The sequence below is a fragment of the Psychroserpens sp. XS_ASV72 genome, from assembly GCF_041224425.1.
Lineage (GTDB): Bacteria > Bacteroidota > Bacteroidia > Flavobacteriales > Flavobacteriaceae > Psychroserpens.
The window spans coordinates 46,508-69,935 of record NZ_JBGFGL010000067.1; the positions used below are offsets into that span (position 1 = coordinate 46,508).

At 35.6% G+C, this 23,428-nt stretch carries 17 protein-coding genes; 12 read left to right on the top strand and 5 right to left on the bottom strand.

Translation table 11 applies throughout. The annotated features are described in order from the left end of the window. Window positions 1–62: 62 nt before the first annotated feature. Entirely contained in the window at window positions 63–545 is a 483-nt protein-coding gene (gene purE, locus AB9K26_RS01295; RefSeq protein ID WP_369970724.1) for a 5-(carboxyamino)imidazole ribonucleotide mutase, read from the bottom strand. Between the two features lie 2 nt (window positions 546–547). Continuing rightward, complete coding sequence (locus AB9K26_RS01300) at window positions 548–1,705, bottom strand: 5-(carboxyamino)imidazole ribonucleotide synthase (RefSeq protein WP_369970725.1); 1,158 nt, start codon at window positions 1,703–1,705, stop codon at window positions 548–550. 162 nt (window positions 1,706–1,867) lie between these two features. Here AB9K26_RS01300 and AB9K26_RS01305 point away from each other — a divergent pair, with 162 nt between their 5' ends. From AB9K26_RS01305 to AB9K26_RS01325, 5 genes are all read left to right on the top strand, one after another. Next, a complete protein-coding gene (locus tag AB9K26_RS01305; RefSeq protein ID WP_369970726.1) occupies window positions 1,868–2,977 on the top strand; it encodes an adenylate kinase in 1,110 nt (369 codons plus the stop codon). 81 nt (window positions 2,978–3,058) lie between these two features. Then, on the top strand, window positions 3,059–4,057 hold the full coding sequence (obgE, locus tag AB9K26_RS01310) for a GTPase ObgE (RefSeq protein ID WP_369970727.1): 999 nt from the start codon (window positions 3,059–3,061) through the stop codon (window positions 4,055–4,057). Between the two features lie 22 nt (window positions 4,058–4,079). After that, window positions 4,080–4,790: an ion transporter gene (locus tag AB9K26_RS01315; RefSeq protein WP_369970728.1), complete on the top strand. Its 711-nt coding sequence runs from the start codon at window positions 4,080–4,082 to the stop codon at window positions 4,788–4,790. Between the two features lie 26 nt (window positions 4,791–4,816). Beyond that, a complete protein-coding gene (locus AB9K26_RS01320; RefSeq protein WP_369970729.1) occupies window positions 4,817–5,344 on the top strand; it encodes a DUF4136 domain-containing protein in 528 nt (175 codons plus the stop codon). A gap of 74 nt (window positions 5,345–5,418) precedes the next feature. Continuing rightward, window positions 5,419–6,144 carry an SDR family oxidoreductase gene (locus tag AB9K26_RS01325; RefSeq protein ID WP_369970730.1) on the top strand — a complete coding sequence of 242 codons (726 nt, stop codon included), beginning with the start codon at window positions 5,419–5,421 and terminating at the stop codon, window positions 6,142–6,144. A 3-nt stretch (window positions 6,145–6,147) separates the two neighbouring features. On the opposite strand, the gene AB9K26_RS01330 is transcribed toward AB9K26_RS01325, so the two are convergent. Then, the gene (locus AB9K26_RS01330; RefSeq protein ID WP_369970731.1) at window positions 6,148–12,378 is read right to left on the bottom strand and encodes an MG2 domain-containing protein; all 6,231 of its coding nucleotides are present in this window, start codon (window positions 12,376–12,378) and stop codon (window positions 6,148–6,150) included. A gap of 207 nt (window positions 12,379–12,585) precedes the next feature. Between AB9K26_RS01330 and AB9K26_RS01335 the strand changes: the two genes are divergently transcribed. From AB9K26_RS01335 to AB9K26_RS01365, 7 genes are all read left to right on the top strand, one after another. Beyond that, window positions 12,586–13,551, top strand: a complete 966-nt coding sequence (locus AB9K26_RS01335) for a tetratricopeptide repeat protein (protein ID WP_369970732.1) — start codon at window positions 12,586–12,588, stop codon at window positions 13,549–13,551. A 47-nt stretch (window positions 13,552–13,598) separates the two neighbouring features. Further along, window positions 13,599–14,549 carry a GSCFA domain-containing protein gene (locus tag AB9K26_RS01340; protein ID WP_369970733.1) on the top strand — a complete coding sequence of 317 codons (951 nt, stop codon included), beginning with the start codon at window positions 13,599–13,601 and terminating at the stop codon, window positions 14,547–14,549. Between the two features lie 80 nt (window positions 14,550–14,629). Beyond that, window positions 14,630–15,157, top strand: a complete 528-nt coding sequence (locus tag AB9K26_RS01345) for a DUF6252 family protein (RefSeq protein WP_369970734.1) — start codon at window positions 14,630–14,632, stop codon at window positions 15,155–15,157. 2 nt (window positions 15,158–15,159) lie between these two features. Then, window positions 15,160–17,025, top strand: a complete 1,866-nt coding sequence (locus AB9K26_RS01350) for a PQQ-binding-like beta-propeller repeat protein (RefSeq protein ID WP_369970735.1) — start codon at window positions 15,160–15,162, stop codon at window positions 17,023–17,025. Window positions 17,026–17,229: 204 nt separating this feature from the next. Next, window positions 17,230–19,173 carry a tetratricopeptide repeat protein gene (locus AB9K26_RS01355; protein WP_369970736.1) on the top strand — a complete coding sequence of 648 codons (1,944 nt, stop codon included), beginning with the start codon at window positions 17,230–17,232 and terminating at the stop codon, window positions 19,171–19,173. 42 nt (window positions 19,174–19,215) lie between these two features. Continuing rightward, complete coding sequence (locus tag AB9K26_RS01360; RefSeq protein ID WP_369970737.1) at window positions 19,216–21,126, top strand: tetratricopeptide repeat protein; 1,911 nt, start codon at window positions 19,216–19,218, stop codon at window positions 21,124–21,126. A gap of 49 nt (window positions 21,127–21,175) precedes the next feature. Next, a complete protein-coding gene (locus tag AB9K26_RS01365; RefSeq protein WP_369970738.1) occupies window positions 21,176–21,826 on the top strand; it encodes a response regulator in 651 nt (216 codons plus the stop codon). Here AB9K26_RS01365 and coaD read toward each other — a convergent pair. Then, on the bottom strand, window positions 21,819–22,274 hold the full coding sequence (gene coaD / locus AB9K26_RS01370) for a pantetheine-phosphate adenylyltransferase (RefSeq protein ID WP_369970739.1): 456 nt from the start codon (window positions 22,272–22,274) through the stop codon (window positions 21,819–21,821). The two genes, AB9K26_RS01365 and coaD, sit on opposite strands and share 8 nt — an antisense overlap. A 45-nt stretch (window positions 22,275–22,319) precedes the next feature. Next, the gene (locus AB9K26_RS01375) at window positions 22,320–23,297 is read right to left on the bottom strand and encodes a D-alanine--D-alanine ligase (protein WP_369970740.1); all 978 of its coding nucleotides are present in this window, start codon (window positions 23,295–23,297) and stop codon (window positions 22,320–22,322) included. Window positions 23,298–23,428: the final 131 nt, after the last annotated feature.

Here is a 23,428-nt window from a genome sequence, read left to right on the forward strand (position 1 = left end):
TTAACCAACTCTTATAAATAATTGATTAATAGCGCTAAAACCTCGTTCAAAACGGGGTTTTTTTATTTGATGTTTTTTGAGGACTCAATCACTTTAACTTTTAAGCCTTCCTTATAATCTATGATTGTTTTTTGAACCTTATTATCAGAAGACCCAATAATTTGAGCCGCTAAAATACCTGCATTTTTGGCACCATTTAAAGCAACGGTTGCCACAGGAACTCCACCAGGCATTTGAAGTATAGACAATACAGAATCCCAACCATCAATAGAATTGCTACTTTTTACAGGAACACCAATGACAGGTAATGGTGATAAAGAGGCCACCATACCAGGTAAATGTGCCGCGCCTCCAGCACCAGCTATAATAACTGAAATACCTCGTTGATGCGCTTGTTTGCTAAAATCAAATAATTTTTCTGGAGTTCGGTGCGCGGAAACAATATCGACTTCGACGTCAATATCAAATGATTTTAAAATATCAACAGCATCCTGCATGACCGGAAGATCACTTGTGCTTCCCATAATTACGGCTACTTTACCCATGATTACTTACTTATTACTTTAATTGTATTCTTTACTTGTTCAGCAACTCTTCGCGCTTCATTTAAATCTTCATTTACTATGGTGACGTGTCCCATTTTTCGGAAAGGTCTGGTTTGTTTCTTACCATAAATATGTGGTGTCACACCTTCCATTTGCATAATATCTTCAATATGTTCATAAACCACATGACCTGTATGACCTTCTGCACCAACTAAATTTACCATGATGCCACCAGCTTTGCTTTCCGTTTTTCCTAATGGTAAATCCAAGATGGCTCTCACATGTTGCTCAAATTGTGAAGTGTAACTAGCTTCAATGGTTTGATGACCAGAATTGTGAGGTCTAGGAGCGACTTCGTTCACTAAAATCTCATCGTTCTTGGTTTGAAACATTTCCACAGCCAATAAACCTACATGATTAAAAGCTTTTGACACTTTCAGTGCTACTTCTTTCGCTTTGTTTGCAACGTCTTCTGAGATACGTGCCGGACAAATAACATATTCTACCTGATTAGCTTCTGGGTGAAATTCCATTTCAACAACAGGATAAGTTTTAACCTCACCTTTCAAATTTCTAGCAACAATCACGGCCAACTCATTTTTAAAAGGAATTAAATCTTCAGCAATGCATTCACCTTTTGGTAAACCATCTAAATCTGATAATTGCCTTATAATTTTGACACCATTCCCATCATATCCAAATTGTGCAGCTTTCCAAACAAAAGGAAATTTTAAGGCTTCATTGTTGATGGCCTCTTTTATTTCAGATAGATAAGCAAAACGTGTAAAATCGGAAGTGGGAATGTCGTGGTCTCTGTAAAACAATTTTTGTGTTGCCTTGTTTTGAATGGTTCGCAAGGTTTTTGATGATGGATATACTTTTTTGCCTTCTTTTTCTAAAGCTTCAAGCGCATTGACATTTACATTTTCGATTTCAAAAGTAAGTAGATCAACACTTTTTCCGAAGTTATAAACATCGTCATAATCCAATAAATCACCTTTAACAAAAGTATTGCAGGCAATCTTGCATGGTGCTTCTTCACTGGCATCCATAACATGTGTGGTGATGTCAAACTTACGTGTTGTATATAGCATCATTTTACCTAATTGTCCGCCACCAAGAATACCCAATTTAAAATCTGAAGAAAAGTAGTTTGCCATTATTCAATATACTTTTGAAAATCCATTTTGGTCAAAAAAGGACCATTTTTATTTCAATTCCACAAAAATACACTAAAAATGGAAGAATATTCTAAAATTGTAAACGGAAAATAGACAAACTAAATCAATTGTTTATCTTTGTTTTTCAAAACGTAAAAACAAGTGATTAAGCTCAAGGATTTATACTTCAAGCCCTTTATTTCGGAAGCTGAAATTGATAGTGCTGTTAATAGAATGGTTGAAGAAATTGCCAACGACCTTAAGGATGAGGTTCCTGTTTTTATTGGAATTTTAAACGGGTCGTTCATGTTTGTGAGCGATTTTGTTAAGAAATATCCGAAGCCTTGTGAAGTGACCTTTATAAAATTAGCATCATATGAAGGCATCAAATCCTCAGAAGATATCCAACGGCTTATCGGATTGACCCAAGACCTTACAGGACGTAAAGTAGTGATTCTTGAAGACATCATCGATTCTGGAAATACTCTCGAAGAGGTACATCGCATTTTCAAGAATGAAAATGTTGATGAACTTAAGATTGCTACCTTGTTTTACAAACCTGAAGCTTACAAGAAAGATTATAAATTACATTACGTAGGTATTGAAATCCCAAATAAATTTATTGTTGGCTACGGCTTGGATTACGATGGATTGGGACGTGATTTACCTGAAATATATCAACTTAAAACGACACAACACATGACCAATTTAGTGCTATTTGGACCTCCAGGTGCAGGAAAAGGAACACAGGCAGAATTTCTAAAGGATACTTATAATTTAGTACACATTTCAACTGGAGATGTGTTCCGATTCAATATTAAAAATGAAACTGCTCTTGGCATGTTGGCCAAATCATATATGGATAAAGGCGAGTTGGTCCCAGACCAAGTCACGATTGATATGTTGAATGCCGAAGTAGAAAAAAATTCGGATGCCAACGGATTTATTTTTGACGGATTTCCAAGAACCAATGCACAGGCTCAAGCATTAGATAAATTAATGGATAGCAAAGACTCTCAAATCAATGCGATGATTGCTTTAGAAGTTGATGATGAAGTTTTGGTGCAACGTCTTCTGGAACGCGGAAAAACAAGTGGAAGAAAAGATGATGCTGATGAATCCATCATCAGAAACCGTATTAAGGAATACTACAAAAAAACAGCAATCTTAAAAGACTATTATACAGCTCAAGACAAATACTATGGTGTTGATGGTGTGGGTAGTATCAGCGAAATTACAGAGCGACTAAACGCTGTTATCGACAAACTATAGATTTGGTTTAAAAGTTTGAAAAGTTGGAAGCATTGATTGTCAACTTTTAACTTTTGACTTTATAACTTTTAACTAAACACAATGACTGAAGGCAACTTTGTAGATTATGTGAAAATGCATGTTTCCTCCGGAAAGGGAGGACAAGGTTCTGCACATTTACATCGTGAAAAATATATTGAAAAAGGAGGTCCTGATGGTGGTGATGGCGGACGAGGAGGTCATGTCATCATTAAAGGAAATGCCAATCTTTGGACCTTATTACACTTAAAATTCAGTAGGCATGCAAGAGCTGGTCATGGTGAACATGGAAGCAAGAGTAGAAGCACAGGTGCTGATGGTGAAGATGTGTATTTGGAAGTGCCTTTAGGAACGGTTGTCAAAGACACCGAAACTGACGAAGTACTTTTTGAAATCACGGAAGACCAAGAAGAAAAAATCGTTGCCAAAGGTGGTCGAGGCGGATTGGGAAACTGGCATTTTAAGAGTTCCACCAATCAAACACCTCGTTATGCGCAACCAGGCGAGCCTTTGGAAGAAAAGGATATTACTATTGAGCTTAAAATTTTAGCAGATGTTGGATTGGTTGGATTTCCAAATGCTGGGAAATCGACTTTACTTTCAGTAATTACTGCAGCCAAACCTAAAATAGCCGATTACGAATTCACAACGCTTAAACCGAATTTGGGTATTGTAAAATATCGCGATTTTCAAACTTTTGTGATGGCTGATATACCTGGAATTATTGAAGGTGCAGCAGAAGGTAAAGGACTGGGCCATTATTTCTTACGACATATTGAGCGCAATTCGGTGTTATTGTTTATGATTCCAGCAGATGCCAAGGATATTCGAAAGCAATACGATATTTTGTTGGATGAGCTAAAACGTTACAATCCGCAAATGTTGGATAAGGATCGTATGATTGCCATCACCAAAAGCGATATGCTTGATGAAGAATTGAAGGCAGAACTCAAGGCCGAATTGGACAAAACCCTTCCAATCGATTATATGTTTATCTCTTCCGTAGCCCAAAAAGGTATTACCGAACTTAAGGATAAACTTTGGAAGATGTTGAATGATTAAATTTTGATTTAACTCAAAAGTCATGAGACAAAAAATCAAGCAAATTGTAGAAATCAACGATAATAATGCCAGTAGGTATTTTGCTTTCTTTATTCAGGCGTTGATTTTGATTTCTATTGTCACGTTTTCTGTAGAAACCATCCCAAATTTAAGTCCGCAAACCAAAACATTACTCCGCGTTATTGAGGTGTTTTGTGTTATGGTGTTTACGGTGGAATATATCCTTCGAATTTATGTTGCCGATAGCAAACCGAGATTTATATTTAGCTTTTTTGGAATCATAGATTTGTTGGCGATTCTGCCATTTTATTTGTCCTTTGGAATCGATTTAAGATCCTTGAGAGCTTTACGATTTTTAAGGTTGTTCAGAGTGTTGAAATTGGTTCGTTACAATCGCGCCATGAATCATTTTACCAGAGCAATAAAATCAGCAAAGGAAGAAATCTTCTTGTTCTTGTTTATCACATTGATTCTTATTTACTTTTCAGCGGTAGGGATTTACTATTTCGAAAACCAAGCACAGCCTGAACACTTTTCTTCTATATTCGATAGTTTGTGGTGGGCAATCATTACGTTGACCACAGTGGGTTATGGTGATGTCTATCCAATCACAGTAGGTGGAAAAGTATTTACGTTTTTCATTTTGTTGATCGGATTGGGAATTGTTGCCATTCCAACAGGCATCATTTCTTCGGCATTGACAAAATCGGTTGACGAGAAAAAATCGGAATAATTTTTGTTACCTTTAAAAGAAAAAAGATGAAACCGATTTTAGCCCTTCTATGTGTCATTGTGCTTAGTTCTTGTGCGCCAATTCGTGTGAATTACGATTACGAGCGTACCGCAGATTTCTCAAAATATAAGACTTACAATTACTATGCTGATATGAATACTGGTTTGAGTGGATTAGACAGTAAGCGTTTACTGGATGCCCTTGATGACGCTATGCAATCTAAAGGCTATACTTTAGCTGAATATCCAGATTTTTTTATCGATATCAAAAGTAGTGAATACCAAGAACCATCACGAAGTAATGTTGGTGTAGGAATGGGTGGAACGGGAAGGAATGTTGGAGGAGGCATTTCCGTAGGAATTCCAATCGGACAAAACACTTATTCGAGACAAATTGTTTTTGATTTTGTTGATGAAAATGGCATTGGTTTGTTTTGGCAAGCAGTTTCCGAATCCAATTATAATCCGAATGCCTCTCCTGAAAAACGGGAAGCCCTTGTTCGCAATATCGTGACTAAAGTCTTAGAAGGTTTTCCGCCAGACAAAACCCAATAATTTATCATTTTTCTAACAGTTTAAACTTCAGCAAAGCTGAAGTGTTTTGTAATTTTGGGTAAATTCAATGTATTATGGAATCACTCAAAAACAAAGTCGCATTAATTACAGGAGGTACCAAAGGTATTGGTTACGGTATTGCTGAAGCTTTATTGAAACAAGGTGCAAAAGTTGTTATTACAAGTCGGCATGAAGATGCAGCGAATGAAGTCGCAAAAGACTTAGGTGTAAAAACCAATGCTGAAGCCCATGTTATTGGTGTTGAAGCAGATGTGCGTTTGTTGGAAAGTCAGAAAGTAGCTGTAAAACAAGCCATTGACACCTTTGGGCAGCTTGATATCGTGATTGCCAATGCTGGTTTAGGACATTTCGGTAGTATTGAAGATTTAACTTCTGAGCAATGGAATCAAGTAATCGATACCAATCTTACAGGTGTGTTTAATTCCATAAAAGCAAGTGTTGAGGAACTCAAAAAAACAAAAGGTTATTACATAACCATTTCAAGTTTAGCAGGAACCAATTTCTTTGCTGGAGGTTCTGCTTATAATGCCAGTAAGTTTGGAGTCACAGGTTTTACGCAAGCTGTGATGCTTGACCTAAGACAATATGGTATTAAAGTTACGACGATTATGCCAGGCTCGGTTTCAACGCATTTCAATGGAAATGAACCAAGCGATAAAGGTGCTTGGAAAATTCAGATCGAAGATCTTGGTCAGATAGTCATCGATTTGCTCAAAATGAATCCGAGAACCTTACCTAGTAAGATTGAGGTACGTCCAACAACACCTCCAAGTAAATAAGGGTTATTCTTCAGAACTTACCGAAATACGTACACCTTCACTATGGCTACTGAATTCTGGAGCATACATGCTTTGAATGGTTGTGATACCATTACTCATTTCTCCAGCATTGGTTACCCTTAAATCGTATTCAAAGATGTAAATGCCTTTTGGTAAATAATCGAAAAAGAAATTAGTCGAAGCATCCTTAGTACTTTCGTAATAGCCCAAACCATCTTGCCATTTGTATTGCGACAAAACATTGATAGGTTCCAAACCGGAAGCTCTCATGTCTTTCATGTGGATAAATTCCATATCGCGATCGCTTCGCAATTCAATTCGCACACGAACCAAATCGCCAATCTGTAAATTGCTTCCTTCAGAAATTTCTGTTATCTCTTCTCCAAAATCGGTATTCGTCTTTTTAAACAGCTTTTTTCTTAGTTTCAATGGTGTTTCTGCGGAAGTGATTTTGTCTAAATCCTCGAAATATTGCCAGTAGAGGCTTCCCCAAGCAATACCTTCGTCTCTTTTGTTCAGTTCAACTGATGCCATTGCAGGAGTAATCTCTTCTCCAGACCAAGACGTTTTGTAATAGCCTGTGCCAGCCTCAAGTTTGACATCTTTGAGTTGTGATGGCGAGATTTCAGTGCCACCAACAATAACATCTACCATTTCTGATACACTCAACCAATCACTACCTTGTAACAATAGGGCATAAACGGCTTCAGAAGTTGCTTTGGTACTTTTCCATTGGTTGGTTTGCTTGTGTTTCAATAACCAAATCTTAAGGTTGTCAACCGTTTTTTTGTTTTCTGAAGTTGGATCCAAAGTTTCACCAGCTTCCGAGAACGCCTCTATGAGCAATGCTTGGGTTTCAATAGGAGCTTGATACCAATACCAAGAACTGGTGTTGGCTTTCCAATACATACCTAGTTCTTCAGAAGTAATACTGTTTTCTTTCAGGGATTTTAGAATCTTCTTCGCAGTAGCATGATCCTTGTTTCTATAAGAAATCAAAGTCATTAATCCTTTAGAGTACAAGGATTTGTTCATCCAATGGTTTTTAATCTGACCATGGTAGTAGTTCATGATATCAGACACTTTTTTAGATACCTTTACTTCAGGAATAAAACTTCTCAAGTATAAATATTGCAATTGTGAGTTACTCAAATGATCTTTTGATAAATCGACATCATTATTATATTTCTTAAGGTTGTCATATTCCTTGATAAACTCAGCATCTAAATAGGAAAGTGCATTTTTTACCATTGGGTCTTTGCTGACATCTTCAATAGCCTTTAGCTGATTCAAATGTAAAAAGCCAACAATGATATGTTGTGTGATGTTACGATTTGCCCAACCGTCTTTAAACCACGGCCAAGCGCCATTATTCAACTGATTGGCTTTTAACTTTCGCTTAGCTGATTCCAATTCATAACTCATTTTGTTGAGGTCAAACAGTAAACCAATGCGCTTTTTCTGTTCGCTTTCACTTTGAGCATCACGAAGCCATGGTGTTTCTTGAATAATAATGGATTTCAAATCTTCATTCTTTTCCAAATTAGATAGCAAGGCATCAGCATTTTTCCATTGGTTGAACACTTCTTGGATTTTTGGATTGGAATTGGCAATATGACTTGCCAATGCATTGGCATAATAGCGACTAAAGGTTTGCTCATTGCAATCGTAAGGGTATTCCATCAAATATGGTAAGGCTTGAACGGCATACCAAGCCGGATTGGAAGTCATTTCCAAAGTGAGCTTGTGATGTTTCAATGTTGAAGATGACACATTTTTCAACTTGTCCAAAGTAAAGGTTCGCGTTTCGTTACCCTTGATCCACATAGGTAAAGTTTCTGTAACAAGCATACGATTCGAGAGAATCGGAACAGTGTGTTGTTCACCATCACTAAAGTTACCAGCTTGCGCTGTAAAGTTCATTTCGATCAGGTTGAGGTCTTCAGGAATGGCCATAGACCAACTGACACTAGTGTTGCCTTTTGCAGGAATGGAAAACTCTCGTCTAATATTTTTATTTTGAATTCTACTATTGATACTCTGTCCTTTATCAGCAGCTGTATTGCATTGTAAAACAGCAATGCCATTAAGGACTTGATCAGTGAGATTTACAATTTTACTGCTAATGGTTATGGAGTCACCATGACGTAAAAATCGAGGTACATTAGGAGCCACCATAAGTTCCTTTTGAGTCACCGATTCTAAAGTAGAGATATGGCTTTCCATGGTTTTGGTATGTGCCAAAAGCTGTAATTTCCATTTGGTCAAGGCTTCAGGAGACGTAAAATTGAAACTCACATGACCTTCTTCATCGGTTTGTAATTGTGGAAAAAAGAAAGCCGTTTCCTGAAGGTTTTTTCGGATTTTAATATTTAGTTGAGATTTAAAACCTTCTTTTGTAGTAACTACAATAACACCCCCAGCTCCTCTATTTCCATATAAAGCTTTCGCTTCATCACTTTTTAATACTGAAATAGATTTAATGTCTGATTCATTTATCTTTTTAAAATTTGCCTCATTTAATGGAACTCCATCGACTATGTATAATACACTTTCATCACCAATTACTGAGTTTCTTCCTCTTAGTATTACAGTACTATCGTCAGAATCAAAGCCTGCAGCCTTTCCACTAATAACCTGATCAAGTGAAGCATTTGGCACATCACTAACTGAAATTTCTTCTATAACTTCACTCTCTTCAACGAGATATAAACCAGAACTTAACCTGTTTCTATAGATATCTCCAAAATTAAACCCAAACCAATTTAGCTGGTCATAAGTCTGTATTGGAAAACGATGATTTACATAATCTCTATTAGATACATTAAAACCTCTTACACCAAAGCTTCGGTTGGCATTAACTCCAAAGCGTGCATAATAATGAGGCTTATGTATCGGATTGAAACTCCATTGGTGTGGTTTAAATTGATCTAAAGAGAGGTCATACATACTAGCTAATATTTCAGCAGACACTTTATCGCCTTTCGGACCTTTGATAACAAAACTCCAGGTTTCATCAGAACCTGGTTGTAACTTATCTCTAAAAGTTTTGGTTTCAATCTGCAACTCGCTTTTTGGATATGGTACATTAATACTCATCGTACTACTTTGAAATGAGTTGAATGCTGAAAAGCTGTAATGAACTGCAAATCCGCCTACATCATCACTTTTTACAGGTATAGAGATGGATTTTTTGTTATTGTTAAGTTGAATGAGATACGTATTGGTAATCGATCTATTTTTTTCAATGCTAAGTGTGACTGTAAGGTCTTCTGCTGAAGAACCTAGGGTTAATTCAACATTGTCGCCAATATTATATTGCGCTTTGTCGGTATGTATGCTGAACAATTCTTGATCGGCAAGCGTGTCATCTTTCGGACTAAAAATGGTGGTTCTTGCTTCTTCTTTTATGGCTTGTCCGAATTTGTCCTTACTTTCCAAAACAATGAGGTATTTTCCAGAGGTCCATTTTTTTATGTTCCCAAGTTCTATTTCTTTGGACATTTCAGTGTTGAATGATTTTTCCAAAACCAATTCGCCTTTATCCCAATACATTGAATTATTTTCATTCTTGTAGGAATCATGAGGAAACTTGGAGGTAAACTCTTCAAAAGGAATCACTTGATAATCTGGAGCGTTCCATGTGCGCTTTCTCAAAACACGGTTTGGAGCTTTAAGTTTATAAACTTTTATACTGCCTTCAGCAGGAACAAATTCCCCATTTAAGTTTTTGGTGTCAATAGAAATACTGTTGTCTTTTAGACTTTTATCCAATTGATTTTCTACTGTGATATTGGCAAGAAGCGAATGATAGCCAACATTGATAGTCGTTGTTGCACTTCGAGTTTCACCATTGATATCTGTGACATCAGCAGTGACTTCATATTGAAAAATAGGCAGTGAAGACGTATTGGTACTTTGATCTGGAATAGCTTTAAAAACAATATCAAATTCACCTTCGTCATTGGTTGTGGTTTCACCATGAGTGATTTCCTGTGGTTCACTTTGAAACCAAGGTCTGTACCAATAATACCAACGAGGATACTGAACATTTCTGACCACGCGATAAACCACTTTGGCATCTGTTATGGTGCTTCCAGCATAAGCTAAAGCCTTTCCTTTTGCGGTTACCGAATCATTTACTTTATAAGTTTCAGTGATAGGATCAAATTGGGTTTCAAACTTCGGACGCTTGTATTCCTCTACAGAAAAATAATGGCGCTCTTTAATGATTCCAGCACTTGAATAGATTTCAATATGGTACTCACCATTCAATCCCGTATTTGGTAAGATAAATTCTCCAGCTACAGAGCCATAATCGTTGGAATTCAATTCTAACTCTGCTACTTTTTCTCTATTTACGTTGTAAAGCGTTGCAGATATAAATTCGTCAACAAGTGGTTTTGATGTACCTTTTTCACTTTCAAGTATGATGGATTTAAAGTAAACTGTTTGACCTGGTCTGTAAATACTCCTATCGGTAAATACAAAAGCATTGTAATTGGTTTTGTTGTGGTTGTCATCATAGATATAACTGTAAAATCCGAAGAAGTAGGCTGTTTGTTTTTCTTTTGAAAGATCGATATTGATGTTAAAGTAGCCTCTATCTTTTCGTTTTAACCGAACGATGCCATTAGAATCGGAAATTAACTGCTTAGTGTCGCGCCTTTTGTTGTTGGATTGGAACTCAAGATTCACGGAAACACTTTTTATAGGATTTCCATTAGTTCTATCGATGATTTGAAAAACTAGTTCGTCTTCCGTAGAGCGATCTACAATAGCAAAATCAGTGACTTGAATAGATTGTGTAGCAAAGGTTTTAGACTTGTTGTTGACTTTTGCTAAAATGATGTAATGTCCATTTTCTAACTTTGGAACAATAATCTCGGTACTGTGTTTTTGATAATCATGCTCATTTTTTAAATCTGAGGTCCAACTTTTAGACAGGCTTTTTCCTTTGAGAAAGCTTAATTTTTCCTCTTCCTTGTAAAGTTTGTTAAATGACGCTATCTGCGACTTTGAGATTTTATAGATTTCAAAATCTAACCGATTTATATTACTATAGTTTACCAGTATTTTTGAAAAAGATTGGGTCGGAATGACCGTTTCAGCAGTTAATCCGAGCGTGCTGATCAATAGTTGCGATTTTAAGGCTTCGCACTTTTGGGAAGCTCTACTTTTAGGAAAACGATCAATGACTGAGTTACAAAGATCTAGAGCGTTTTTTAATTGCCACTGAACATCAGGATTGGTTTTTGGGTGGTATTTAAGTCCGCGTTGTCTCCAAAGTGATGCTAATTCATAATCGTAAAGACCAGACGCTTCATTAGAGTTCCATTTTTCACTGGAGTCTTTAAGAGATTGTTCGTAAAAGGTTTCTTTATTTTCAAAAGTGGCATGTTCCAAAACAAATTGAAGTCGGTCAATATCTACATCAACTAAAGCAGCTGTTTTTTTTGATTTGTTATGAAATTGAATCAAATCCTGATAAATTTTCAATGCTTGTAGCTGAAGTGAAGTTGTATCTTTTGAAGCCAATTCAACTTCAGCAAAATGTTGCGAAGAACCTAATAATTTAGGGTCGTCAATTTCAAAAGCATAAGCAGGTTTGGAAATACTATTTTCAGTCGTTTTATAAAATTGAAGTGCATTATGATTGAGTAAGTCAAATAATGTAGGACGTAGGGTTTTAGATCCTTCAGGTTCTACCAAAATGGCACTAAAATCTGATAGTTTTGTTTGTTGAAGAATTAAGCCGTTTTGAAGTGAATGTTGAAAATGCTTTTGAACTTCTTCAAATAAGGTTTCTAAATCCCAGGTTCTAAAATCACTGTCAACTTTTGTATGGGTTTTACTTCGGTTATAAAACTGGTAGCGATGATTTTGAAAATACTGCCAATACATTGTAGCCAACATATTCTCAAGAATATTTTTTGTCGGACTCTCACTTTTGGAAATTGCAGCTTCAAAATCTTGAACGATTTTCAATTGGGCATCCTCTTCAAGAATCAAAATGTATTTGCTCTTATACAAAAGCGCTTTTATTTTCTGAGGCTTATTGTCATCCTTTTCAGCCTTTTTGGCAATAGACTCTACAACTTCCAAAGCAGATTTTGGTAAACCGTTAGCATCGTATTCGGCAACAGTTTTCCATAAGGTTTCATAAGAATTTGATTGTGCATTGCTAAAGTGAGCAGCACAAATGAGGATTAGGATACTGGTAAGGATTTTCATGAATTTGATTTTAATTCTTATGTAATTTACACTGAAAAAAGCATCTTAAAAAAACAAAACGAGCTAATGTGACGTTTGAATTAGTGAAGGTATTAATTTTAGTTGTAAACCCATTATCTTTGTAAACCTGAAATCAAAAACAATACCAAGAATCCAGTAGTCTTTTTAATACGTATAAATATTAAGTAAAGAAAGTTGAGTTAGCTTATGAAGAAGTATCCATTTTTAATTTGTGTGTTTTTAATAGTGTTCAATGGCTATGGCCAATCTGAAACACTTAAAGGTGCCAAACAGTTAATGGAAGCAAAGAAATTCCAAGCTGCTGAATCTTTATTGGAAAGCTATGTTGAACAACAGCCCAATGATATTGAAGGCATTGAACTCTTGGGTGATGCCTATGGTCAACAAAAAAAATGGGATGATGCCATTGATGTCTATGAAAAGCTTACTGAAATAAAACCTAATAACGCAAATTACCATTATAAATATGGTGGTGCTTTGGGTATGAAAGCACTAAGTGTTAGTAAGATTAGAGCGGCAACCTTTATAGGTGATGTCAAAAATGCTTTTTTGAAAGCTGCTGAACTTGATCCAAAACATATCAATACACGTTGGGCATTAGTTGAGTTGTATATGCAATTACCAGGAATTATTGGAGGAAGCAAAAGTAAATCACTTAAATATGCTGAGGAGCTAGAAGCTTTATCTGAAGTTGATGGATATCTAGCTAAGGGTTATATCTATGAGTATGATGATGAACCCGAATTGGCTGAAGCCTATTATTTGAAAGCTATTAAAGTTGGAGGATCGTTGACCTGCTATGATAAACTGACTCAGTTTTATGAAACCAATAAGCGACCTGAAGAAGCCATACAGAATATAGAAGCAGCGCATAAAAAGCATCAAAGAAACGCCTTGCACTACCAAATAGGTAAGGTGGCTGCCGAGTACAATACTGAATTGGATAAAGGTGAACACTGCTTGAAAGCTTATATCAAGAATCATTCAGCAGCAGATGGTGTTCCAAAGGCTTGGGCTTATTATAGGTTAGCACAAATCCATAAGCACAAGAAGCAAAAGACCGAAGCTGTAGCTTACATCAACAAAGCCATAGATGATTTACCTGACATTGAGGTATTTCATGAAGAGAAAACAGAAATCTTGAACCTGTAGTATTTGGTTTATTTGAGTTCATTATCTTTGAATTGAATACGACTAGAATGGAGCTACAAACAAAACTTCAGCTAAAGCAGCAAGCACATAACCTTATAGATTACAATTCCAAGATTGTGCTCTTTGGATCTTGTTTTTCAGAACATATAGCAGCTAAACTTGATTATTATAAATTTCAATATTTAAGTAATCCATTCGGAATTCTTTTTCACCCTTTAGCAATCGAACGTTTGGTACTTGATGCTATAAATAAGAGACAATTTACTGAAGCAGATGTTTTCCTTTTAAATGAACAATGGCACTGTTTTGATGCGCATTCTCAATTTAGCAATCCTTCCAAAGAAGAATTGATTAAAAGCTTAAATGCGCAAATAGAGAAAACTTACAATCATCTGAAATCGGCTTCACACATTATTATTACTTTAGGTACAGCTTGGGCCTATCGCTTTATTGAAAAGGATCAATTTGTTGCCAATTGTCATAAAGTACCACAAAAGCAATTTTTAAAAGAGTTGTTATCGGTAAGTGTGATAACCGAATCATTAGAGGCAATTGTTAGTCAAGTCCGATCGATAAATCCCAAAGTCAATTTTATAGTTACCGTTTCTCCTGTACGACATCTAAAGGATGGTTTTGTGGAAAACACCCAAAGCAAATCGCATTTAATCACTGCAATTCATAATGTTGTTGATGAACGTCAACGCAATTATTATTTTCCATCCTATGAAATTATGCTGGACGAATTAAGGGATTATCGTTTTTATAAAGAGGATATGTTGCATCCCAATAGGTTGGCTATAGATTATATATGGCAATATTTTAAGAAGGTTTGGATTTCTGATGAAGCTATTTCAACCCTCGAGGATGTCGAGTTTATACAAAAAGGACTTCAACATCGACCTTTTAACTCAAAATCTAATGCTCATCTAGCATTTCTTGAGCAGTTAGAAAATCGCAAATCCCTTATAAAATCTAGGTTTTCTCATATCGTATTTTAAATATACGTCATATGTCGTATTGATTGGCCTGTTGTTTTAAAGCAAATTTGTCTCAGTATTAACTCAAAAATTATTCAACAATGAGACATTTTAAAAACTTTATGATGTTATTTATGGCATTAACATTAGTAACATTTACATCTTGTTCAAGCGATGATGATGGTGGTGATCCAGCGCAGACAGCAGCATCGCCAGGAACAATCACAGCAAAAGTTAATGGGACAACTGTAACGTCAGTTGAAATAGCAACTTTTGCTACGTTAGCTAGCGGAAATTTGCAGATACAAGGCAATACTGGTGGAACATCAAGCAAGGCTTTTGTTATGAATATAGTTGGTTTTGATGGCGAAGGAACCTATCCGCTAGGAGGAGGCGCAAACATTTTTAATGTTGCATCTTACACAACAACTGTTGTAGATCTTAATGATCCTACAAATCCAGAAGTTAGAATTTGGCAAGCGCCTTATGATGACACTCAAGTTGGTGAAATAAATATTTCAGAAGTGACGGAAACTAAAATCAAAGGAACTTTCAACTTTAGTGCTAAAAATGGGGATGATGATTCTATTAGAAACATAACAGAAGGGTCATTTAACATAGACTTCTAATAATGAAATCGCTATTAATTCAATCAAGCTTGGTGGTCGTTGCATTCCTTTGGAGTGCAACGTCGCTTCAAGCCCAAAAAGCAGAAGCTCCAGATCATAGTTACGATTTGGGAGCTAAGATCAATGAAATGACCATTACAGAGGGAGGAACTGTTGTGGTTGCTACTAATGATGGTCTTGTTGGTATCAAACCAGGCCATGATGATTTACTTTTTAATTTCACCGATTACGGTCGTGTTAAGCCAGAAGAGTTGTTTTATGTGCCTCAAGCGCCTTATGTTATTATAGGACAAACAGGATTCGCTAACCTTTCAACAAAAAAAGCGGTTATCGATTATTTGTCTGGTAAAAAATTATTCAGCACTGAGGATAACGGCTGGAAACAAGTATATACTTGTGACGTCATGATGCCACAAAATAAATTGGTGGTCAGCGGTCAACGAAGAGCCGATGAAAAATATGCCAGTGCAGTGGCTGTATACGATTTGTATACTGGAAATGAAGATTATAGATTTAACTTGGTGGAGCCAGGAAAAGTCACCATGAAAACCTTTATGGTGACTGGTCGACCACTATTACTTAAAGACAAGCTATTAATTCCAACCAGTCAAGGAATCTTGGCTAAAAGTAAGTCAGGAGAAACCGTCTGGGAAAATAAAGTGAAAAACGTCAACTGGATGACCAGTAACGATTCTGAAACAGATATTTATGCGTTTGCTAAAACGGCGAACCTAAAGAATACAAGAATCTATAAAATCAATTCAGATGGCAGTGAAGCTTGGCAAGATGAGCGAAAAGTTAAAGGAGGCGTGTCTAATTTTCAGATTTTACCTCAGGGACTAGCAGTAGTAAGTGATGTTGCTGGTGGCAGTGGCACATTTGCTGCTAAATCTGAATCTAAAATTACGATGTTCAGTGCATCAACTGGAGAGGACTTATGGGATAAGGCTCCAAAGACCAAAGGATATGTTCAGCATTTTTATATCATGGATGATGGTATTTTATTTGGAATTGGTTCTGGAGGGATCAATAAAATCTCTTACGACGGAAACACCTTATTCAAAAAACCATTAAAAACTGGAGAAAATATCTTAACCATGGCAGAAACACCTCAAGGATTGATTTACATCACTTCTGAAGATGCAAATATAGTAGACTTAAACACTGGTGATCAAGTTTGGAACAAGCCGTTGAAATTTAAACGTGCAGATGCTGTAAGCTCAACTTATGATGCTAAAAATAAGCGTTACCTCATTAGTGCTGATGAAGAATTGTTTGCAATAGATGAAAATTCAGGAGAAGCATCAACTTTGGCTAAGTCAAAATTTGAAGGCAAAGAAAATCCAACTGGTGTTGAAATGCGAGATGGAGGTATTTTATTAACCTCAGATCAAAATATGATGCTATTGGATTGGAACGGTGAGACACAATGGCATGAATACCATCGTGCACCAGGAAAAAGTGCATTTGGAGCTATCTTGGCTGGTGTTACTGCTGTAGCTGCTGCAACAACTTCTGCTGCTGCTTACAATGCGGCAAACCAAAACAGAAACCGATTGGGAGCTTACACGGCTAGAGGTCAGCGTTACGCAGATTTAGGCGAGGGAATGGCTTATGCAGCTGGTTCATCAATAGCTGAAATGTTGAAGCGATTTAAAGCAACATCGGCTACAAAAGACGCTCAATTTGTATTGACCAAGTTAGATGATGGTGTTGGTTTAGTGAAGCTAAACAAGGATGATGGTTCTGTAGAAAAAGAAATTGTTCTAAAGGATAAAAAACCTGAATATGAAGTAGATGAATTTGGTGGATACCTTTATTACAAGGCTAATAATTCAACAATTTATACCTACAATCTTAATAAGTAAATCTTGTTGTTGAGATTATGATTGGGCGTAATTTTTGTAGGATTACGCTTAATCTTTTTTAATTGCAACTTATCGAAAAAAAATTAGGGCAATCTCATTATGTTTTATATTAGTAAAGCTATTAATCAATTTTTTAAGAAAGCATCAGTAAATTTAGTTGCCCCTAAAGGCATTTCAATTCTGATGCTTTTTTTGTGTCCTAAAATGAAGATTTCTCCTCTTATTTGGCTCAGCATTTTTTTTATTACTGGGCAATTCCATTCGCAAAATCTAGATAGTTTACTTACAGTAGCTAGAGCAGAAAAAAACGATTCCATTAAATTCGATATCTATAAAACAGTTGGTTTCAATTATATTTTTAATGATACTGAAAAGGCCAATAAAGTTATAAAAGAGGGAAGGGCTTTGGCAAAAGCTGCTGGTTATAATTATGGGCTTGCCGAACTCACCAATAACTATGGCATCTTAATGGATGTCACAGGGAAATCGGACTCTGCAAATCACTATTTTTCAAAAGCATTAGAGTTAAGTAGAATACATCACTTCAGAAATATAGAAGTCAAGTGTATCAATAACCTTGGCATGTTTCATTGGAATAGAAATGAATTTGATGATGCCTTACGCTATTTTTTTGAGGCACTCAAAATGAATGATGAAGATGGTACCGAACAAGGTCGTAGTATTTACCTCAATAATATCGGACTCATTTATCAAGAAATTAATCTTGCTGAAAAAGCTCTAAAATATCATGAGGAAGCTTTGGAAATTCGGGAACGTTTAAATTTGGAAAAAGACCAAGTAACATCACTGAATAATATTGGCATCAATCTTAAGGATTTAGGACGACTTGATGAAGCAATTTCAACCTATAAAAGAGCTCTTGATATCGCTAAAAAAAGCCAAAACCTTATTGATTATTACCGTGTGTTGGATAACCTGGCGAATGCTTATAATGATAGTGGAAATGCAAAACTCGCTATTGAATATTATTTGAAAGCATTAGATAAGCCTGAAGGTTTTCAAGCCGATGAGAAAGGACAGATGTCAACCTATACGAATTTGGTGTCTACTTATAATCAAATCAATGATCCTAAAACCGCCTTAATCTATGCACAAAAAGGTTTTGATTTGATAAAGAAATATCCTCATATCGAACCCAATTCAGCAGACCTTAATTTGCATACCGCAGAAAGCCATTATATGCTTCGGAATTTTCAAAAGGCGAGACAATACACAAAAAAATTTGTGACTATTAAAGATTCTGTGTTTTCTGAACAAAACGCTAAGGCTATTGCTGACTTAGAAGTAAAATACGACACTCAAAAAAAGGAAAAGGAAATTTTAATCCAACGTGCTGAACTTGCCGAAAAAGAATTGACCATTCAAAAAAAGAATTATCAGGTTTACGGACTTATTGGTTTCGCTATAATTTTGGCATTTATTGGTTACTTGTTTTTCAATCAGCAAAAGCTAAAAAACAAACAACTTAAAAAGGAAAATGAACTTAAAGATGCGTTGATCAAAATAGAAACCCAAAACAGGCTTCAGGAACAGCGCTTGAGAATTTCAAGGGATTTACATGATAATATTGGCGCTCAACTCACGTTCATTATTTCGTCTATTGATAATTTAAAATACGGCTTTGATATTAAAGATGAAAAGTTGAAATTGAAACTAGATACCATAAGTGCTTTTACTTCTGAAACTATTTATGAGCTTAGAGATACAATTTGGGCCATGAATAAAAATGAGATAACCTTTGAGGATTTACAAACCCGTATTTCAAACTATATTGATAAAGCACATGTTTTCGATGATAAAATAGATTTTTCTTTTGATGTGGAACCAAATCTCGATCAAAAAAGAACCTTCACTTCGGTTGAAGGGATGAACATTCATCGCATTATTCAAGAAGCTATTCACAATAGTTTAAAACATGCCCAAGCCACGATGATCAAAGTTGATATAAAATCCGTTGGAGACCGACTAAAAATTGCAATTATTGATAACGGGAAAGGTTTTCAGGTAAATTCAGTAGAAAAGGGAAGTGGCCTTATCAACATGCAAAAACGTGCAAAATCTATTAACGGAGAGTTGGCTGTGGTTTCTGGAGAAGATAAAGGAACTCAGGTAATCCTTAAAATTTAGTAAGAATATCGTATCTTTTTTTCGCTTTTACTTAACTTTAAGATGAAATACTTTATACGCCCTATATTTTTCTTGTTATTTGGAATCATTACATGTTTTGCGCAAGAAAGCCAATCTTTGAAACTTAATGATTCTGCTATGGCACTTTATAAAAGTGATCCTCAAAAAGCAATTCTCATTTTAGAACAAGCACTTGAAATAGCTGAAGAACGTCAAGATGCTTACGAAATTGCTAAATCAAAAAACAATTTGGGAATCGTTTTCAGAGATTTGGGCAGTTTTGAAAAAGCTAAAGAACTCTCAACATTTGCATTATCTACCAACGATTCGCTTTTAAAGGCTTCAGCGTACAATAATATTGGTGTCGTTAATAGAAACATGGCTCTTTACGACGAGGCCTTGACCAATTACCTTAAAGCCTTAGACATATACCAAGCTAAGGATATGAAACGCGAAATGGCCACTACTTTCAATAGTATGGGTTTGGTGTATAGTTACAATGATGTCAATACCAAAGCCATCGAATATCATTTGAAGGCCAAAGCTATTTTTGAAGCCTTGGATAATAAAAAAGGCATTTCAGAAGTATACAATAACATTGCTATCATATATGCTAATGATGGTGATTTGCAACAAGCTCTAGATTATTTTAAGTATTCTTTGGAAATCGAGGAGAAACTCAATGATAAAAAGGGCATGGCTGAATCCTTAAACAATGTAGGTGCTGTTTATTATTATTTAAATGAAGCCGATTCGGCATTGACCTATTTTCGGAAATCATTACAAATAGAAAAATCTATAGGTGATGAAGTTGGTGTGGCAGCCAGTTATAATAATTTAGCCAGCGTTTTAATTGATTTGAATCGAATAGAAGGCACCAAATCATATATTGATAGTGCCCTTTTTTTTGCACGGAAATCCAAAGCAGCAACCGACATGGAAGTGACGCTTGATAACTATGCCAAATATTATGAAGCCAAAAACGATTCTAAGACAGCCTTGCGTTATTTTAAGGAATTGACAGCATTTCGAGATAGCATCCTGAATATTGAAACCAATGAAAAAATTGCTGAGCTAGAAATTGAATATCAAACCGAAAAGAAAGAAAAGGAAATTCTTTCTCAACGTGCTGATATAGCTGAACAGAAATTAGAATTGAACGAAAAGAACACCTTAGTTTTGGGTTTGATTGTTCTAGCCGTAGTTTTAGGATTGTTGGGTTATTTGTTCTATAATCAGCAACGTATAAAAAACAGACAGCTACAAAAGGAGAACCAACTCAAGGAAGCTCTTTTAAAAATTGAGACCCAGAATAGGTTGCAAGACCAGCGCCTTCGTATTTCAAGAGATTTGCACGATAATATTGGTGCACAGCTCACTTTTATTATTTCCTCTTTAGATAATTTGAAATATGGTTTTCAATTACCTGAAAAGTTGTCAAATAAATTAAAAAGTATCAGCGAATTCACCACCACAACAATTTATGAGCTTCGGGATACGATTTGGGCAATGAACAAAAGTGAAATCAGTATTGAGGATTTGGAATCTCGTATTTCAAATTTTATTGAAAAGGCAAATTCTGCATCTGATCGTATTCAATTTAAATTTAATACCACGACATCTGATATCAATAATTTAAAACTCACTTCTGTTCAAGGTATGAATGTGTATCGTATCATTCAAGAAGCTGTAAACAATGCGCTTAAATATGCCGAGCCAACTTCTATTGTAGTTGATTTCAGTCAGAGTCCAGATCACTTGAAGATAACGATTAAAGACGATGGGAAAGGCTTTGATTCATCTAAAGTAGACCTTGGTAATGGTATCAACAATATGAAAAAACGTGCCCATGATATTGATGGTGATTTTTCCTTGAGTTCTATCGAAGGTCAAGGGACTACAATCGAATTGCTTCTGAAGAATAGTTCAAAAAATACGACAAATAGCGTATAGACCTATTTATTGATTTTCGTAACTTTTTACCACAAAAAATATAATTCGCATGACCGTAAAAATAGCCATCGTTGATGATAACTCCTTTTTAATTAATGCCGTTAAGGAAAAGCTGTCTTTTTTTGAGGAGTTTAAAATAAAGGTTACGGCAATTAACGGTTCAGATTTGTTATCAAAAATTGAAGAAGATCACAACTTGGACCTAATTTTAATGGACATTGAAATGCCAGTGCTCAATGGTATAGAAACCACTGAAGTGGTCAAAAAGAAATATCCTCATATTAAGATTATCATGCTTACGGTATTTGATAATGATGAAAATATTTTCAATGCTATCAAGGCTGGAGCTGATGGATATTTACTAAAGGAAATCAATGCAAAGGAATTACACGATGGTATCATCGATACCCTAAATGGAGGTGCAGCCATGAACCCATCAATAGCTCTTAAAACCTTAAAGTTACTTCGGAATCCGATGAGTATTGAAAATGAAAAAGACAAAGAAGACATCAAACTTACCAATCGTGAAACGGAAGTTTTGGAACAATTGAGCAAAGGGTTAAATTACATTCAAATCGCAGAAAATCTTATTCTTTCAACAGGAACTGTAAGAAAACATATTGAAAATATTTACCGAAAACTACAGGTACATAATAAGCTGGAAGCCGTTCAAAAGGCAAAGCGAAATAACCTTATTTAAGTCTTACACTATCTGGAACCAAAACAGTGTAGTCGCCATCGTTTCTAATAACATCTCTTACAATGGAGGATGAAATATAAGAAGTTCTTGCCGCTGTCAATAAAAATACCGTTTCAATTTTTGAGAGCTTTCTATTGGTATGTGCAATGGCTTTTTCAAATTCAAAATCAGCAGGATTTCTCAAGCCACGCAAGATAAATTGTGCATCAATTTCTTTGCAAAATTCTATGGTTAAACCTTCATAGGTCACCACTTTAACCTTAGGTTCCTTCTTAAAAGATTCTTTTATGAAGTTCACTCGTTCTTCTAAAGAAAACATATAGTTCTTATCAGCATTGACACCAATGGCTACAACCACCTCATCAAAAAGCTTGATGCCACGTTTAATAATATCGTAATGACCTAAAGTAATTGGATCGAAAGACCCAGGAAAAATGGCTCGTTTCATAAATTTATTAGTCTTGAGCTAGAATATGACATCAAAGATACGACTTTAATCTCGTAATGCTTCTGCAATTGCATTTTCAAATAAGTCACTCAAACTAATTCCGGCAGCAGCAGCTTGTTGTGGTAAGATACTTGCAGCTGTTAAACCTGGAACGGTGTTGATTTCAACTAGGTGAGGTTCACCATCCTTGAAAATGTATTCACTTCTGCTAAACCCTTTAAGCCTTAAGGCCTGGTAAACTTTCTTGGCTAAATGTCTAACTTTTTCAGTATCTGAGTCACTTAAACGCGCAGGTGTAATTTCTTGCGATTGTCCTAAATATTTGGCTTTGTAATCAAAAAAATCATTATCCGAAACAATTTCAGTAATTGGGAGGACTGTTATTTCACCTTTATAGGTAATGACGCCAACTGAAACTTCAGTCCCATCAAGGAAAGATTCAATTATTACTTCGTCATCTTCTTTGAAAGCGACTTCTAACGCTAAAGCAATCTCATCTTTTTTATACACTTTGGTAATACCAAAACTACTACCAGCTCTATTGGCTTTTACAAAACACGGTAAACCCACTTTTTTCACTATGGCATTTTCATCTATATCATCTCCAAGATTCACATAGTATGACTCTGCGGTTTTTACACCGTATGGTTTTAAAGTGCTCAAACAATCACGCTTGTTGAAAGTTAAAGCAGCTTTGTACATGTTGCAACTCGTATGAGGCAAGTTGAGTAATTCAAAATAGCCTTGTAAATAACCGTCTTCACCTGGTGATCCATGAACAGCGTTAAATATGCAGTCAAAATGAATCTTGGTGCCATCCACTAGAATTGAAAAATCACTTTTATTTACAGGAAATTCTTCGTTACTATCATTAACAAAAACCCATTTATCTTTAAAAATATGAATACGATAACAGTTGAATTTATTTTTGTCAAGGGTCTCGTAAACGACTTGGCCACTTTTGAGTGAGATTTCAAACTCACTTGAGTAGCCACCCATTATGATGGCAATATTTTTTTTCATTTAAATTGAAATTATTTGAACTGAAAACACAAGCCTAAAATTAAATTGCATAACAATAATCTAGTCTATTTTTCAGTTAAGCTAAAATACCAAAATAAACGTTTAAGTAAACACTTTGGTTTTTATATATT